The 16,459-nt window shown below is 67.4% G+C and carries 10 protein-coding genes; 4 read left to right on the top strand and 6 right to left on the bottom strand.

Annotation, left to right across the window (positions count from 1 at the left end; all coding sequences use genetic code 11):
- Positions 1-12: 12 nt before the first annotated feature.
- The 4 genes from ttfA to B1790_RS21405 all read right to left on the bottom strand — a co-directional run bounded on the left by ttfA (position 13) and on the right by B1790_RS21405 (position 6,894).
- A complete protein-coding gene (gene ttfA, locus B1790_RS21420; protein ID WP_079925271.1) occupies positions 13-819 on the bottom strand; it encodes a trehalose monomycolate transport factor TtfA in 807 nt (268 codons plus the stop codon).
- Positions 820-967: 148 nt separating this feature from the next.
- The gene (clpB, locus tag B1790_RS21415) at positions 968-3,514 is read right to left on the bottom strand and encodes an ATP-dependent chaperone ClpB (protein WP_079925270.1); all 2,547 of its coding nucleotides are present in this window, start codon (positions 3,512-3,514) and stop codon (positions 968-970) included.
- Between the two features lie 82 nt (positions 3,515-3,596).
- Positions 3,597-5,906, bottom strand: coding sequence for a bifunctional diguanylate cyclase/phosphodiesterase (locus B1790_RS21410; RefSeq protein WP_079925269.1), 2,310 nt, complete (start codon positions 5,904-5,906; stop codon positions 3,597-3,599).
- Positions 5,907-5,946: 40 nt separating this feature from the next.
- Positions 5,947-6,894 (bottom strand): antibiotic biosynthesis monooxygenase, encoded by a 948-nt coding sequence (locus B1790_RS21405; protein WP_079925268.1) that lies wholly within the window; start codon positions 6,892-6,894, stop codon positions 5,947-5,949.
- A 120-nt stretch (positions 6,895-7,014) separates the two neighbouring features.
- On the opposite strand from B1790_RS21405, the gene B1790_RS21400 reads away from it, so the two are divergent.
- Genes B1790_RS21400 through B1790_RS21390 form a run of 3 tightly spaced genes read left to right on the top strand, consistent with a single transcriptional unit; the run spans position 7,015 to position 11,536 of the window.
- Entirely contained in the window at positions 7,015-7,842 is an 828-nt protein-coding gene (locus B1790_RS21400) for a xanthine dehydrogenase family protein subunit M (protein WP_079925267.1), read from the top strand.
- Positions 7,839-10,556: a molybdopterin-dependent oxidoreductase gene (locus tag B1790_RS21395; protein WP_079925266.1), complete on the top strand. Its 2,718-nt coding sequence runs from the start codon at positions 7,839-7,841 to the stop codon at positions 10,554-10,556. The genes B1790_RS21400 and B1790_RS21395 overlap by 4 nt, the downstream gene beginning before the upstream one ends.
- Positions 10,557-10,564: 8 nt before the next feature.
- On the top strand, positions 10,565-11,536 hold the full coding sequence (locus tag B1790_RS21390; RefSeq protein WP_079925289.1) for an antibiotic biosynthesis monooxygenase: 972 nt from the start codon (positions 10,565-10,567) through the stop codon (positions 11,534-11,536).
- 181 nt (positions 11,537-11,717) lie between these two features.
- Here B1790_RS21390 and B1790_RS21385 read toward each other — a convergent pair whose 3' ends face one another.
- Complete coding sequence (locus tag B1790_RS21385; protein WP_079925265.1) at positions 11,718-12,119, bottom strand: VOC family protein; 402 nt, start codon at positions 12,117-12,119, stop codon at positions 11,718-11,720.
- 89 nt (positions 12,120-12,208) lie between these two features.
- Here B1790_RS21385 and B1790_RS21380 point away from each other — a divergent pair, with 89 nt between their 5' ends.
- Positions 12,209-13,174, top strand: a complete 966-nt coding sequence (locus B1790_RS21380) for a YafY family protein (RefSeq protein ID WP_142271438.1) — start codon at positions 12,209-12,211, stop codon at positions 13,172-13,174.
- A 9-nt stretch (positions 13,175-13,183) separates the two neighbouring features.
- Here B1790_RS21380 and B1790_RS21375 read toward each other — a convergent pair whose 3' ends face one another.
- Entirely contained in the window at positions 13,184-16,357 is a 3,174-nt protein-coding gene (locus B1790_RS21375) for a multicopper oxidase domain-containing protein (protein ID WP_079925264.1), read from the bottom strand.
- Positions 16,358-16,459: the final 102 nt, after the last annotated feature.

Genomic DNA, 16,459 nt, shown 5'->3' with positions numbered 1-16,459 from the left:
GCGGGAGGGACTCTAACGCTGATAGTGAGGCGACTGACGCCCGTTGCGCACCGGCGGGCGCTGCTGGGTGTAGCGGCCGACGTCACCACGGTTGGGCGGGGCGTCGGTGCGGCCAGCGGGCAACTCGGCGGGACGCGGGGCGACCGGACGACTCGGCGAACCGCCGCGCCTGGCGATGGCCTGACCGGCGACGCCGCTCTGTCCCGGCTGCGGGATGGGCGGCAGCACGCGAAGTAGGTCGTTGAACTGCCGGACGACGAGCAAACCCTCGTCCCACTGGGCGCGGGTACTGGTGACCGGCATGCTGACGAGCGTCCAGTGCTGCTCGTTCCACATGATCTCGGCGCAGTCCGGCGCGGCGTGGGCGAAGGTCACCATGCGGCGGTCGCAGGCCCGGCGGGCGGCGTCGAGGTTGGTGGAGTACACCATCCGCGGGCCGATGGCGCCGAGCAGCCAGATGTCGCTCTCGCGGGGTTCCTTGATGTCCTTGAGCCGGACGTCGACGACGACGTTCGTCCCGACCTTGCGGTGCAGGGCGATGACGGTCGCCACGTCCTCGAGGTCGAAGATGTAGACGGCCTCGCCGCGGATCTGACCGAGGACGACGTTCTTGGCAGCCACGTCGCCGACCGTGGACATCACGCCGCGCTTCCAGCGGTCGACGATCTCGGTCGACTCGGGCTCGAAGTCGAACCCGTGCGACTTGGCCCAGGACTTTCGGCGCCGGCCGAGACCACGCCGTTTGTCGAGGTCGATGTACAACAACACAGCCGCACCCACGAAACAGAGTGCGGACAGTGTGAACCAAAGCGGGACCATTGCGCCCTAGCCTACTGGTTGGTACCGGTTTCGCCCGAACTCGTGTTGATCACAAACGGGTCACACTGCCGTTTAACGCGCGAACGTGGAGTTCTGCCACGCGATCCCTGGGGAAGGCGTGACAAAACTCCACGTTCGGCGAAGGGCGTCAGCCCAGAATCAGGCCTTCGCCGTCCGCGGTGACGTTCACCGGCACCACGTCGCCGTCGTGCACCTCACCCGCTAGCAGTTGCTTGGCGAGCTGATCGCCGATCGCCTGCTGGAGCAGCCTGCGCAGCGGCCGAGCACCGTAGAGCGGGTCGAAGCCCCGCTCGGCCAACCACTTCTTGGCGGGCAGCGACACCTCGAGCAACAGCCGCCGCTGAGCCAGCCGCTTCTGCAACTGAGCCAGTTGGACGTCGACGATCGACACCAGCTCCTCGGGGTTCAGCCCGTCGAAGATCAGAACGTCGTCGAGGCGGTTGATGAACTCCGGCTTGAACGCCGAGCGCACCGCGGCCATCACCTGCTCCTCGCTGCCGCCCGCACCGAGGTTGGACGTCAGGATGAGGATCGTGTTGCGGAAGTCGACCGTGCGGCCTTGGCCGTCGGTCAGCCTGCCCTCGTCGAGTACCTGCAGCAGCACGTCGAACACGTCCGGGTGTGCCTTCTCGATCTCGTCGAACAGCACCACCGCGTACGGACGCCTGCGGACCGCTTCGGTGAGTTGACCGCCCTGGTCGTAACCGATGTAGCCGGGAGGCGCGCCGACCAGGCGGGCGACGGAGTGCTTCTCGCCGTACTCGCTCATGTCGATGCGGATCATCGCCCGCTCGTCGTCGAACAGGAACTCCGCCAGCGCCTTGGCCAGCTCGGTCTTGCCGACGCCGGTGGGCCCGAGGAACATGAACGAGCCGGTCGGCCGGTTGGGGTCGGAGACTCCGGCGCGCGTCCGGCGGACGGCGTCGGAAACCGCCTGCACGGCCTTGCGCTGCCCGATGACGCGCTTGCCGATCTCGCTCTCCATGCGCAGCAGCTTGGCGCTCTCACCCTCGAGCATCCGGCCGGCGGGGATGCCAGTCCAGGCCTCCACCACCTCGGCGATGTCGTCGGGACCGACTTCCTCCTTCAGCATGACGTTCTCGCGGGCCTCGGCGACGGGCAGCGCCGCGTCGAGCTTCTTCTCGACCTCGGGAATGCGGCCGTAGCGCAGCTCGGCGGCCTTGGCCAGGTCGCCGTCGCGCTCGGCGCGTTCGGACTCGCCGCGCAGCGTGTCCAGCTGCTCCTTGAGTTCACGGACGATGTCGATGGCGCTCTTTTCGTTCTGCCATCTGGCCGTCAGCTCTGCCAGCTTCTCCTTGTGGTCGGCGAGCTCCGAGCGGAGCTTCTCGAGGCGGTCGACGGAGGCTGCGTCGGTTTCCTTGGCCAGCGCCATTTCCTCGATCTCCAGGCGCCGGACGAGTCGCTCGACCTCGTCGATCTCGACGGGACGGGAGTCGATCTCCATGCGCAGCCGGGAGCCGGCCTCGTCGACGAGGTCGATGGCCTTGTCCGGCAGGAAGCGGCTGGTGATGTACCGGTCCGACAGGGTGGCGGCGGCGACGAGCGCGGAGTCGGTGATCCGGACGCCGTGGTGCACCTCGTAGCGGTCCTTCAGACCGCGAAGGATGCCGACGGTGTCCTCGACCGACGGCTCGCCGACCAGCACCTGCTGGAAGCGGCGCTCGAGGGCGGCGTCCTTCTCGATGTACTTGCGATACTCGTCGAGGGTGGTGGCACCGACCATGCGGAGCTCGCCACGGGCCAACATGGGCTTGATCATGTTGCCCGCGTCCATCGCGCCCTCACCGGTGGCGCCGGCACCCACGATGGTGTGCAGCTCGTCGATGAAGGTGATGACCTGCCCTGCCGAGTTCTTGATGTCGTCGAGGACGGCCTTGAGTCGCTCCTCGAACTCACCGCGGTACTTGGCGCCTGCCACCATCGAGCCGAGGTCCAATGAGACGACGGTCTTGTCGCGCAAGCTCTCCGGCACGTCACCGGCGATGATGCGCTGGGCGAGGCCCTCGACGATCGCCGTCTTGCCGACACCTGGCTCGCCGATCAGCACGGGGTTGTTCTTGGTACGCCGGCTGAGCACCTGGACGACCCGACGAATCTCGTTGTCGCGTCCGATGACCGGGTCCAGTTTGCCTTCGCGGGCACGTGCGGTCAGGTCGGTGGAGTACTTCTCCAGCGCTTGGTAGGTGCCCTCGGGGTCGGGGCTGGTGACGCGGGCACTGCCGCGCACCTTGGTGAAGGCGTCCCGCAGCGCCTGCGGTGAGGCGCCGTGGCTGCTCAGCAGTTTGGCGACGTCGGAGTCGCCGCTCGCAAGGCCGACGAGCAGGTGTTCGGTCGAGACGTATTCGTCGTCCATCTCGACGGCGAGCTGCTGAGCGGCGGTGACCGCCGAAAGCGACTCGCGCGACAGGTTGGGCGTCGAGTTGGCGCCGCTCGCCTTCGGCAGGCGGTCGACGAGAGTGGTGGCCTCGGTGCGGATGATCTCGGGATCGACACCGACGGCCTCGAGTAGGGGTGCTGCGATGCCGTCGCTCTGGGCGAGCAGCGCCGTCAGCAAGTGGGCGGGCCGAATTTCGGGGTTGCCTGCGGCGCTGGCCGCCTGCAATGCCGAACTCAACGCCGCCTGGGTCTTCGTGGTCGGGTTGAACGAGTCCACGACACCTCCGTTTCTGTCAGGGCAAAATGCTTCTCGCGTTGTTCAACGCCGTCAAGGTTGAGTCTGTTCCGCTCAAGTCTATCTAATTTCCCGAGGCGATCATTTCGCCGTCGAAGCTCGCCAACGTGTCGAGCAGTTCGGTCGCCCCGACCGGCCGGCTGAAGAGGTACCCCTGCGCCAAGTCGCACCCGTACGTCCTGAGCCGATCGGCGATCTCCACCGTCTCGACCCCCTCCGCGACACACGTGACGCCGAGGTCGTGCGCGAGGTCGATCACCGCCCGCACGATCGAGGCGGCACGGTCGTCCTCGACGATGGGCATGACGAACTGCTGATCGAGTTTGACCTCGTCGACCGGCAGTTCCCGCAGGTAGTGCAACCCACTGAACCCACTGCCGAAGTCGTCGATCGACACGCGGATACCAGTCGCGCGCAGGCGCTCCAGCACGTTGCGAGCCCTCCCAAGATCCTCGATGACGAGGTCCTCGGTGATCTCCAGTGTCAGCTCTGTGGGTGCCATCCCGTGGTCGGCGAGTGCGGCCGTCAACTTCTCGGGGAGGTCCGCGTCGTCGAGCGACGGGGCGAAGAGGTTGACGGCGACGGGAACCCTCCGGCCCGCCGCGCGCCACCGCGCCGCGTCCGCGAACACCAGGTCGAACACCAGCTCTGTCATCGCCTCGGTCAGAGCGTGACGCCGAACCAGGGGAAGGAACTCGTCGGGGGTCAGCAGACCATGCTCGGGATGGGGCCAGCGGACCAACGCCTCGACCCCGATGCCACCCTGCCCGTCGGCCCGTAGGTCGACCTTCGGCTGGTACACCATCGACAGCTCGCCGCGCGCGATTGCCTGGCGCAGATCGCCGAGCAGCCCGAGTCGGGGTGCGTCGTCCTCGACCACGAGACGGTTCATGGATCCCGTGTCCGACGCGAAGGTGGACACTCCGGCGCCCCTGGCGCGCTTGGCCGCATACATCGCCAGGTCGGACTGCTTGAGCAAGACGTCAGCCTGAAGATCGCTGCGGGCCGGCGCGACGGACAGTCCGACGCTGGGCCGGACGGGCAGCAGGTGGCCGTCGATCATGAAGGGTTCGTCGAACGCGTCGACGACGCGTTGCGCGACGACGTCGGGAGACTCCCGCCCCTTCTCGATCAGGATCGCGAACTCGTCGCCACCCAGCCGGGCGACGGTGTCACCGCTGCGCACCGCGCCGACGATCCGCGCCGCGACGTCCACCAGCAGGGCGTCACCCGCGGCGTGTCCGAGTCCGTCGTTGACCAGCTTGAAGTCGTCCAGGTCGAGGGTGACGACCGCCAGCACCCCGAAGAGTTCGCGTCGGTGTAGTTCCACGGCATGTTCGAGCCGGTCGTTGAACAGGGACCGGTTGGCCAATCCCGTGAGCGGGTCCCTCAGCGCCTGCTCGGCCACGGCGGCGAACAGGCGCTGGTGTGACCCCATCACCAGAAACTGCCTGAAGAGCACCGTGACCACTAGCACGACCGACACCGACAGCACGACGACCGATGCGGGTCTGGCGAGATCGGCGACCACGACCGCCCCTGCAATCGTCAGCGGTACGTACGGCAACCACAGGATGTCGTGGACCGGGAGCTGTCTGGCGCGTTGCGGGCGACAGCCAGCCAGCGCGGCCATCCCGACCACGACCAGTGACGTGGCCCAGCCGAGGTCGAGTAGGTCTCCTCTGCTGCGGCCGCTGCTGGCGACCAGGTGGTAGAGCACGTCGTTCGAGATGGTCATCAGCACGATGCTCACCGTCAACAACGCCACCGACCTGCGAGCGGCGCCCTTCGCACGAATCACCACCAGCACTCCGATGGTGACGGCGACGAGGTCGAGGACCGGGTAGGCCAGCCTGATCCCCAGCACCACCGGATCGATGCGGCCGGTGTCGAACAGGTCGCGCAGGACGACGATCCAGGCGATGAGGAACAGCGACCCCGAGACGACGAGCCCGTCCGAGACCAACCGCACGGTCGACGGTCCGGCGGGCCCGACGGGCAGCAGCAGCAGCGCAACGCACGTCGCGATGGGAAAGACGACGAAGCCGGCGTCGACCACCGAGGCGAGGGACACCGCGACGACACCCAACGGCGAATGCACGTCAGAGCCGCCGATGGCGGTGATCCACGCGCCCGCACCGACACCCACGAATATCCATGCCGCGTGCGCCCGTCCCCGGTTCGCCAAGGCCGCGATACCGGCGCACACCAGCGCGAACACGCCGAAGACCACGAACGCGACGTGGCTCACGACCCGCTCCAGCTCCGGGCCGCAGGCGGGCCCCAGGAACCGATGACAGCCGAGCCAGACCGCGAAGACGGCCCACAGCACGAGGCCGACCAGCGCGGCGCGCCGCGGGGCTAGCAAAGTCACTCGCAGCCCTCTCAGCAGATTCGACGCAGTTCGAGCACGGTCAATCCACATAGTCCCAGAACTGCAGCCACTTTACTGATGCAAACACGGCCAGCGTCACGGCGTACAGCGCGACGACGGTCGCGCCGCCGAGCACGCTGATCCGCCGACCGGCGCCGTCCACCGGATCCAGCCACCTACGGAACGGGCGCGTGACGGCGGGCATCAGCCACCACTGCAACGCAGAGACGCTGACGACCTGGCTGACCCACAGCGCCAACCATGGCTCGGCACCGACCGCGTCGAGCATCGGGCCGAAGAACCTCGACAGCACCATCACGGTGGGATAGAGGACGAGGAGCACCAGCATGGCCGACTTCCAGTTCGGCGTCATCACCGTCTTGCCGTTGCTCGAGCGCACGGTGGTGCCCAACGGGGTGGTGCTGGACATCGTCGAGAAATCCTCGAGGAGCGTAGACCGCAACGACGGCAGGGCCTCCGCGCGCTGGCGCGAGCCAAGCCACGCGGCGAGCAGCGCTTCAGTACGAAAACGTATGAGCGACAACCACTCTCCGGGATCAGACGTGGGCAGCACGACGGTCCCGTCGTACCCGGCGAAGGCGGCGCTCACGTCGACGAGCGCGGCCTGCGCGGTCGTGAACTCGTCGACCCGGCCGGCGAGCACACTGTGCCGGAAGACGCCAACCCCGGCAGGGGTCGGCTCGCCGTCGACGATCACCAGATCCGATGACGCCCGCCGGATTCCGGCAGCGGCGCCGTCGGCGAGGAGAGCGGCCCACGACGGTCCGTCGAGCCAGGTGGAAAGCTGCTCCTCGCGGGCGAAACTGACCGCCACTGCGAGCTCGAGGCGCTCATCGGCGTGCACCGAGACGACGCACCCGACGAAGCCGACGACCCGGTCACAACCGGCCCGCACCGCCGCCAGCCACCCGTCCAGCGCGTGGGCGTCGACCGGGCGGTGCAGCACCGTCACGGCGATCGCTGTCACCGGGACCTCCTCGGGTGGCGCGGTTGCTGGGCGTTGAGTCGCCGTCCTGAACGTAGACCGCGACGACGGAACTCGCTCGAAGACCTACAGTCGAGCAGTCCGACCGACGAGGGGAATTGCGTGGACATCAGCACGGTCACCGACGTCATCCGAAATCCACCCGCCGTCCCGGGCCCGGTGTGGCGCCCCGGCGACGCGTGGTTGGCCGGCGGCACGTGGCTCTTCTCCGACGCGCAGCCCGATCTTCGACGGCTCATCGACCTCGCTCCACTGGGCTGGAACTCACTCGAGGTGACCGCCCACGGTCTCGACGTCGGCGCGATGTGCACCATCGCCGACCTCTACGCGCTCACAGCGCCTGCGGAGTGGGCCTCCGGACCGCTGCTGCGTACCAGCTGCGAAGCGTTCCTGGCGTCGTTCAAGGTCTGGAACTCGGCGACCGTCGGCGGTAACATCTGCATGGCCCTTCCCGCGGGCCCGATGATCACGATGACGGTGGCGCTCGAGGCGAGCTACGAGCTGTGGTCGACGACGGGGTCCGCGCGCACCGTCGACGCGGCCGACTTCGTCACCGGCAACCACTCGACCGTCCTTCGCCCCGGAGAGTTGTTGCGCAGCATCCACATTCCCGTCGGCGCGCTGCGCAAGCGCCATGCCCACCGCCGCTTCACCCTCACCAAGATGGGGCGGTCGACCATCTTCATGGTGGGGACTCAGAGCCAGGGAACCGACGATCTGACACTGGTCCTGACGGCGGGCACGACGCACCCGATCCGGTTGACGTTCGACACGATGCCGTCGGCCGACGTCGTGGCGGATGCCGTCGCCGCGATCGGTGACGACGTGTGGTTCGACGACGCCAACGGCAGCCCCGGTCACCGCAAGCACTTGGCGCGGCACTATGCCGAGGAGATCCGCACCGAACTCAGCACGGGAGCACACCGATGACCTACACCGTGAACGGCACGACGTTCGACGCCGAGCCCGACCCGGGCCAGTGTCTGAGGACCTTCGTCCGGTCTCTGGGCGTGCACGGGGTCAAGAAGGGGTGCGACGCAGGCGATTGCGGTGCGTGCACCGTGTGGCTCGACGGCGCCCCGGTGCACAGCTGCATCACCCCAGCCTTCCGCGCCGACGGCCGAGAGGTCACCACCATCGAGGGTCTCGGCACACCCGAGAATCTGCACCCCATGCAGGAGCAGTTCCGCAACGCACCCGGTTTCCAGTGCGGATTCTGCACGGCGGGCATGATCATGACGGCCGCGACGTTCACCGACGAGCAGAAGAAGGATCTCCCCCGCGCACTGAAGGGAAACCTGTGCCGCTGCACGGGCTACCGCGCCATCGAGGATGCAATCAACGGGATCGGCGCCATCGAGGAGGCCAAGCCAGGGCAGGCCGTCGGGACCAGCGTCGGCGCGCCGGCGGCCACCGGAGTGGTGACGGGGGCCGTCGAGTTCACGATGGACACCGCGATGGAGGGCATGCTGCACCTCAAGGTGCTGCACTCCCCCCACGCCCACGCCAGAATCGTGTCGATCGACACGTCGGGAGCGATGGAAGTGCCTGGTGTGCAACGGGTCTACACGTGGGAGGACGTGCCACGGAAGCGCTACAGCACGGCCATCCACACCGACCACCTGGTCGACCCAGACGACACGTACATGCTCGACAACGTCGTGCGCTTCGCCGGCCAGCGCGTGGTGGCCGTGCTCGCTGACTCCGTGCGAGCCGCCGAGGAGGGCTGCCGCAGGGTCGTGGTGCAGTACCAAGTATTGCCAGCGGTGTTCGACCCAGAGGAGGCGATGCGCGACGGCGCCCCCCAGTTGCACAGCTACGACGACCCCTTCGCCCATGACAAGGACCACAACGTCCTGCTCGAACTGCACGGCGAGATAGGCGATTTCGCCGCAGGCCTGGCCGATGCCGACGTGATCCACGAGGCCACCTACTGCTCGCCCCGAGTCCAGCACGCGCATCTCGAGACCCACGGTTCCATCGCGTGGATGGAGGACGGCCGACTCAACGTCCGCACGGCGTCGCAGTCCCCGTCGATCGCCAAGCTCAAGCTGGCCTACCTGTTCAACCTGCGGCCAGATCAGTTGCGGGTGTTCTGCACCCGCGTCGGAGGCGGCTTCGGCGGCAAGCAGGAACTCCTCTCCGAGGACCTGCCCGCGCTGGCGACGCTCGACACCGGCAGACCGGTGTCGTGGGAGTTCACCAGGGAGGAGGAGTTCACCACCGCGTCACCCCGGCATCCGATGAAGGTGACGGTCACCCTCGGTGCCACGGCCGACGGCAGGCTGACCGCGTTCGGCTACCACAACGTCTCCAACACCGGCGCCTACGGCAACCACGGTGGCGAGACGCTCTTCGCGGCCGGTGCCGCGATCGCGCTATATCGTTGCCCCAACAAGAAGTTCGACGCCTGGTCGGTCTACACGAACACCGTTCCCAGTGGTGCGCTTCGCGGCTACGGCATGACACAACCCGGGTACGCCGTCGAGTGCGCCATCCACGAACTGGCGGTCAAGCTCGGCCTCGACCCGGCTGAACTCCGGCGCCGCAACGTCGTCCGCCCCGGTGACGCCCTTCTGGCACTGGCCGAGCACGCCGACGACGTGGAGTTCACCGAGGACGGCATCGTCGAGTGCGTCGACCTGGTCGACGAGGCCCTGCGACGCGACGACAGCGGGCGCGATCTCGGCGAGGACTGGCTCGTCGGGGCGGGCTCCGCGGCGTCCTTGCACGAGACCGCGCCACCGACCGAGCACCTCTCCGAGGCATGGGCGACGCTGTGTGCCGACGGGACGTACGAAATCGCGGTCGGGACGGTCGAATTCGGCGAGGGCACGTCGACGGTGCACGTGCAGATCGCCGCGACGAACCTGGGAACCACGCCGGATCGAATCCGCCTGGTGCAGTCCGACACCGACAAGACGGGGTTCGACACCGGCGCGTTCGCCAGCGCGGGCATGTTCGTCGCGGGCAATGCGGTGAACTACGCGTCGACGGCCCTGCGCAACCGCATCCTCGGCTTCGCCGCCCGCCACACCGGGGTGCCACTGGCCGATTGCACGCTGGACGACGACGCCGTGGTGTGCAGCGGCACCCGGCTCTCGTTGGCCGAACTCCTCGAGGCCGCCTCGGCCCGCGGCATCCGGTTCACCGAGTCGCGCAAGGCCTATGGGTCGCCCCGTAGCGTCACGTCCAACAGCCACGGCTTTCGGATCGCCGTGCATCGGGTCACCGGCGAGATTCGCATCCTCTACAGCGTGCACGCCACCGACGCAGGCGTGGTCATCAACCCCGCCCAGACACGGGGGCAGGTCGACGGCGGCGTCGCGATGGGCATCGGCTTCGCGCTGACCGAGAACTTCGGAGTCGACGACGCGGGCGTGATGACCAACCCAAGCCTGCGCAACTACCGCATCCCGACCTACGCCGACGTCCCCCGCACGGAGCTGCTGTTCGTGGAATCCTCTGACTCCGTTGGCCCGATGAAGGCCAAGGGCATGGCAGAATGTTGCATCAACCCCATCGCGCCCGCCTTGGCCAATGCGCTCGAAGACGCGACCGGGGTGCGGTTCCGCGACCTGCCCCTGACCCCCGAACGAATCTACGACCGGCTGCCGTCGGCTCGCCGAACCCCGATTGCGTGAACGACGGCATGGACACCCGCAAGTCGACGGACACGGCGGCCACCGTCATCATCGGTCAGAAGGTACGACCCGGCTGCGAAGGGGATTTCGAGGCGTGGCAGCTGAACATGAACTCCCGCGCCGCGGTCTACCCGGGATTCCTTGGCGCCGAGGTCAACCCGCCAACCGCTGTGCAGCCCGACTGGGTGGTCGTGTACCGCTTCGATTCGATTGCCCACGTGCAGGCGTGGATCAACAGCGCCACCCGCCAGGAACTGTTGACCGACGGTGCCCGCTACCTCGACGGCCCTGGCACGCAGCAGGTGATCAGCGGCGGCGCCCGCCCCAGCGATCCCCTGGTCACCGTGGTGGTGACGCACCGCGTGAGCCCGGACAACGTCGCCGACTTCCTGGCCTGGCAGGATCGTCTTCGCCTGGCGGAGAGCACTTTCGAGGGATTCAGGGGTACCGAGGTGTTCCGCCCCGTCGAGGGCATTCAGGACGAGTGGACCACGCTCTACCGCTTCGAGAACGAGGCGGACCTGGAGAAGTGGCTGGTCTCCGATCAACGCAGGCAGCTGCTTGCCGAGGGTGAGAGGTTCGCCGACTTCCACTCGCGCACCGTCGACAACTCGTTCGGCAGCTGGTTCGCCTTCGACGACAAGGGCCGCGAGTCGTCGCCACCCTCGGACGTCAAGACCTCGCTTGCGGTCTGGATGGGCCTCTACCCCACCGTGGTCGTCCTGACGCTCGCCCTGTCACCGCTGCACATGCCGCTCTGGCTCGGCATGTTGGTCGGAAACCTGTTGTCCAGCTTCGCGATGAGCTATCTGGCGATGCCGTACTACGTCAACCCCGTACTCAGACGCTGGCTGCGCCCCGCGCCGGAGATCCCCGCGCCGCGCGACAACCTACGGGGCCTCGCGCTGCTGATCGGGCTCAACACGTTCTGGGTGGTGGTGTTCTACCTTGCGACAGAGGTGATCTGGCACCTGCCATAGCGCGAGCACCTTGCCGTTGTCGTCGTCGAGCGGCCCGTCCAAGACGAGCACGCACTTGCGGAAGAGGCCGTCGCGAAGTCGTTGGGTGAACTGCGGCGGCTTGTCGTCTGTCATGCCTCGACGATGCCGTGGCGCCAGCATGTTTCGCCGCTCGCGCTGCTCTCAGCAGAACGCCGCTTCGCTACGACCGCGACTGACGCTTCTCGGCGGCCGCGGTCACCGGCGTGAAGAAGTTGACCAGATTCCCATCGGGGTCGCGAAACAGCAGCGAGCGGTTGCCCCACGGCATCGTCGTCGGCGCTTGGACGAACTCGTCCACCAGCTGCACCAAGCGCTGATATTCGTGGTCGACGTCGGCGACGCGGAATTCGATGATGACGCTGCGGTTGTCGGCGGGACGCGCGGAATCGGCGCCGAACAGTGCCACCGTGCGGGTACTGGCGATGGCGATGGTGCACGACGGCGTCGCAAGCTCGGCGAAGTCCGGAGTCGACCAGGTCGCAGTCGCCTGAAGAGACTGCTCATAGAACTCGACGAGACGGCGGACGTGGTCGGTGATGATTCGGACGGAGACGAAGTCCATGGGTGCTCCTCGCAACGTGGATGGGACTCCCCGACCGTAGCTGCGATACCGGACACTTTCGGCCCGGTATGTGCGGCAGACTTTCCGCCATGACCACGTCCACCGCCAGGGTGCTCGCACTGCTCGAGATACTGCAGGCAGGCGGGATCCGCACCGTCGGCGACCTGTCCGGTCGACTCGACGTCGACGAACGCACGATTCGCCGCTCGGTCAAGCACCTTTGCGACCTCGGCGTCCCCGTCCTCTCGATCCGGGGCCGCTACGGCGGATACCGACTCGCGCCCGGGTACCGCATGCCCCCGCTGATGCTCACCAACGAGGAAGCCCTTGCCGTCCTCCTGGGCCTCGCCGCCGGCCGCCGGTCGAGGCTGTTCGGCACGTCGGCCACGGCCGGCGAGAGCGCCGCCGCCAAGCTACGTCGAGTCCTGCCCGAGGCGGTCGGCCGACGCCTCGACGCACTACTGGACACCATGTCCGTCACCGCACCCACCCCGGATTCCAGTCGCACGGCTGACGTCGAGACGGAACTGCTGCTGAAACTCGCCGAGGCCGCCAAGTACCGGCACCCCGTGGAGATCGGCTATACCGACCGGACCGGACGCCGAAGCGACAGGGTCGTCAAACCCTATGGCGTGGTGGCGCATTCGGGTCGATGGTACGTCACCGGTGCCGACTCGGTCAGCGGCGAGGACCGCACGTTCCGGCTCGATCGGATCACGGTGATCACCGCTCAGCCTGGCTCGTTCGACGTGCCGGCGGGCTTCGATCCGGTCACGGCCGTGACCGCCGGGCTCGCCGCCACCCCGTGGAAACACGAGGTCTCACTGCGGATCCGGGACGACGTCGAGCATCTCCGCCGTCACCTCCCGCCGAGCGTCGCCACCGTGACCGAACTCGACGACGGCTGGCTGGACGTCCAGTTGCGAGCTGAGCGACTGGACTGGATCCCCCCGGTCCTTGCCGCGATGGATCGGCCGTTCGTCGTGGAACGCCCTGCGGCACTGCGCGATCTGGTCCGGGCACTGGCCAGCCGTCTCGCCGACTACGCCGGCTGAGACCCGCCGTCAACGACCGCCAAGGGGTGCGGCACCGCCCGCTGCTACCGGGAGCGTCGCCAGCAGCTTCGGGTCGACGGTCGTCGCGTCAGGGGACGTACGCTCCAGCGTGTACTTGCGCACCTCCACCCCCGTCGGTGTCACACCACCCACCAGGACGTCCGCGCCGCTGGTGGTGCTGGTCGTGGCGACCGTGACGCCCGCACCGGGGAACGGGTCGAACGACGCGATCTGGGCGTAGGTGGCGTTCTCCTCGTGGTGGTTCGGGTTGTCCAGGTAGACGTCCGGTTGCCCGTCGAGGAGCGACCCGGTCGACCACGCCCGCACCGTGCCGGCACCGGCGAGCTGGCTGGTCATGATGCTCTTGGCGCCACCTTGGGCGCCCGCCACCCAACCCGTCGAGAGGCCGACGCCACCCTGGTAGGCGTCGTCGTAGGCCATGAACTGCGACGTCATCCGCGGATCGGTCCGGCCGCCGGCCGAATGTTCCTGCGTCGCAGTCCCGTTGGCACGCGCCCGGGCCGTCGGCTCGTAGAGGTCGTAGCGGAAGGTCTTGATCAGCGGCGCCTCGCCGGCACCAGGCGCCGTGACGATGCTCTCCCTCCCGGAGCCCATCTCGACCATTCCGGTCGCCAGCGTCACCCCGGACTCGGATCCGGGGTACGGCGTGAACGCCGAGAACACGTCGGGCGCCTTGCCCGATTCGCTCGGCACGGTGGACGAGAAGACCTTGATCTGCGACTCCATCCCCGGCCCCGAACCCACGATGATGTTGTCGGCCCGCGCATTTCCGTCGACGTCGGCGCCCGCGACCGTCACCCCGCCGGTGAAGCTCTCGTCGAAGGGCGCGAAACGGGTGAGTTCGGTCTTGAACACGCCGTCGGTGGTGTCGTTGCCGTCATAGGCGACCACCTGGGGAGACACCCCCTTGCCGGTGCCGACGACGAGGTCGAGAACGCCGTCACCGTTGACGTCGGCCATCGCCACCGACGGGGCTCCCTCGAAATTGGGGAAGGGAACCACGGTCTGCAAGACCTTGTCGCCGTTGCCATCCCGGATCTGGACCGTCGCGGGCTTGCCGTTGGATCCGGGCGTCGCCACCGCGTAGGTGGACACCTCCGGGATGACGTTGATGGTGGCCATCAGACCGTTGTCCTCGTGGTTGAGGCGATGACAGTGGATCACGTAGGTTCCCGGGAACTCGAGGAACTCCTGCCGCAGCGTCAGCTTCGCCGGGGTGGTCACGACGTGCATGTCGTTGAAGATCGGGGCGGGGACGTTGACGTTGTCGACGCCCCATGGTTCGACGCCCGTCGTGCCCCGGTTCGGGTCGTCGATCTCCATCACCTGAAAGTCGTTGACGTGGATGTGCATTGGATGCGCATCGTTGTTCTGGTTGGTGATCGTCCACTCTTCGACGGAGTTGAGCCGCGGCTGAATCAGCGGGACGTTCGGAAATCCGGCGGGCTCGAACATGTAGATGACGGCCTTGGGGTCGTTGTGGCTGGCCTTGTCGCCGCCGATCGTGTCGGTAATCGTCATCGCCCGTCGCACGGCGGGCGTCATCACCGACGTGTCCACGAATGACGTGTAGGCACCGAGGTTTTGGCCCGGCTCGAAGGCCGTGGTCCGGCCCGGGCCGCTGGTGTCCTGCGTCGCGCGGATCAGCGTCTGCGTGGGGAAGACGAAGAAGCCGTCGGCGAAGCTGAGGTACTTGGGGTCGACGGTGAGCGTGCCGAGGACCGCAGGCGTGTTCTTGGTGCCGTTGTTGGTGTACACCACGCCTGGGAGCACGAGCGGCTTGGCCTCGGGGTTCGGCGGGAACTCCAGAACCAGGTCGCCTTCGGCGGGCATCGTCACGGCGATCGCATAGCGTGACCCTGGCGGAACGCTCAGCGTCGTCCCGTCTCCGAAGACGGGCCGTTGAACCTGGGTGTACGGGTTGCCGTCCTGCCCGACGATGGCGAACTTCGGATGCTTGCCCGTGGCGGTCTCCGTCAGTCGGACCGTCATGTAACCGATGTCGCTGATGTTGGCCACCGACCAGATCTCCGTCTGCCCCGGCTTGATCTTCAGCTCGGGCTGGAACTGGCCGTTGACGGTGAACTGTACGTCGCGCTCGTTGTCGGGCAATTCGTTGTTCTCGGGGATCTTCAGCGTCGGGCTGTCGAAGCTCATCAGGTTCTGCGGGATGAACTGGGTCTGGCCGCGATTGTTGTGGGGTGACAGCGGTCCGGCCCACCATGCGGTCAAGTACTGCGAGCCCTTGCTGGTGTCGGCGATGTTCACCGGCGCCAGGCTCGGTTGATAGGTGCCGTCGGCCAATTCGTTGCCCTTGGGCGGCGTCAGGGTGCTGACGAATTGCGGCCAGGCGTAGTTGTTGAGCTGGTGCCCGCCGCCCTTGCGGTCGAAGACGTAGTTGTACTGAAGTGCCATGTTCCGCATGGGAATGTCGTTCTGCGTGACCAGCGGCAGATTGCCGTCGGGGCGGCCGATCTCCAGCAGCCCGGCCAGGCCGGCGTACGTCTGCTGGGTCGTCATCGTGTGACGGTGACTGTGGTACCAGTACAACCCGTTGGGCATGTTGGCTGGCACGTCGTAGGTGTAGGTGTTGCCCATGCCCGCCGGGATCGACAGCAGCACGTTGTCGGCGTTGCCCGAGGGACTGACGTGCAGTCCGTGGGTATGCAGGTTCAGCGGCGCCTCGGTCAGCGTCGGAGGGTAGATGGGCACCTCGCCGCCCTTCGGGGTGAACGCCGGGTCGTAGAAGTCCTTGACCGTCAGGCCCTGAAGGTCGTTGTCGTAGTGCACGATCAGGCGCTCACCCGGATCGACCCGCAAGGTCGGCGCGGGGTAGAGGTTGTCCCCCTTGGTCGAACCGTCCGAACTGCTGCCCTTGATCAGGTCGAACCCGAACACCAGGAAGTTGGAGACGGGTTCTTTGACGGTGTCGAGGTTGACGGTGCCCTGGTGCGCCGACAGCCGCACCTCGAGGACGCCGTCCTTGCTGCGCAGCCGGACCGGCTCGTGGAACGGCGCGGGCTTGCCGTCGGGCCCTGCGTTGACCCCGGCCGGGGGGTTGGTGGAGACCGGCTGCGAACTCGTCGAGCAGCTGGTGAGCATGGCGGTCGTCGACACCACCATCAGCAAAGCGACAATCGACGTGACGCGACGGACCAACATGTGCGTTTCCCCCCGGTCGCGCCCGAAACGTCCGTCGGGGCTGAGCGGCAGCGTACAACTGCGCAACCCCACCGGGCGACATTTGGCCATGGCGCCTGCCCG

It is taken from the genome of Mycobacterium sp. AT1 (assembly GCF_002043095.1).
Classification (GTDB): Bacteria; Actinomycetota; Actinomycetes; order Mycobacteriales; family Mycobacteriaceae; genus Mycobacterium.
This window is presented reverse-complemented; position numbering and strand designations above follow the sequence as displayed.

Coding starts and splice junctions, on each gene's coding strand:
- ttfA (WP_079925271.1), bottom strand. CDS start 819: ATGGTCCCGCTTTGGTTCACACTGTCCGCACTCTGTTTCGTGGGTGCG.
- B1790_RS21390 (WP_079925289.1), top strand. CDS start 10,565: ATGGACACCCGCAAGTCGACGGACACGGCGGCCACCGTCATCATCGGT.
- B1790_RS21395 (WP_079925266.1), top strand. CDS start 7,839: ATGACCTACACCGTGAACGGCACGACGTTCGACGCCGAGCCCGACCCG.
- B1790_RS21385 (WP_079925265.1), bottom strand. CDS start 12,119: ATGGACTTCGTCTCCGTCCGAATCATCACCGACCACGTCCGCCGTCTC.
- B1790_RS21375 (WP_079925264.1), bottom strand. CDS start 16,357: ATGTTGGTCCGTCGCGTCACGTCGATTGTCGCTTTGCTGATGGTGGTG.
- B1790_RS21380 (WP_142271438.1), top strand. CDS start 12,209: ATGACCACGTCCACCGCCAGGGTGCTCGCACTGCTCGAGATACTGCAG.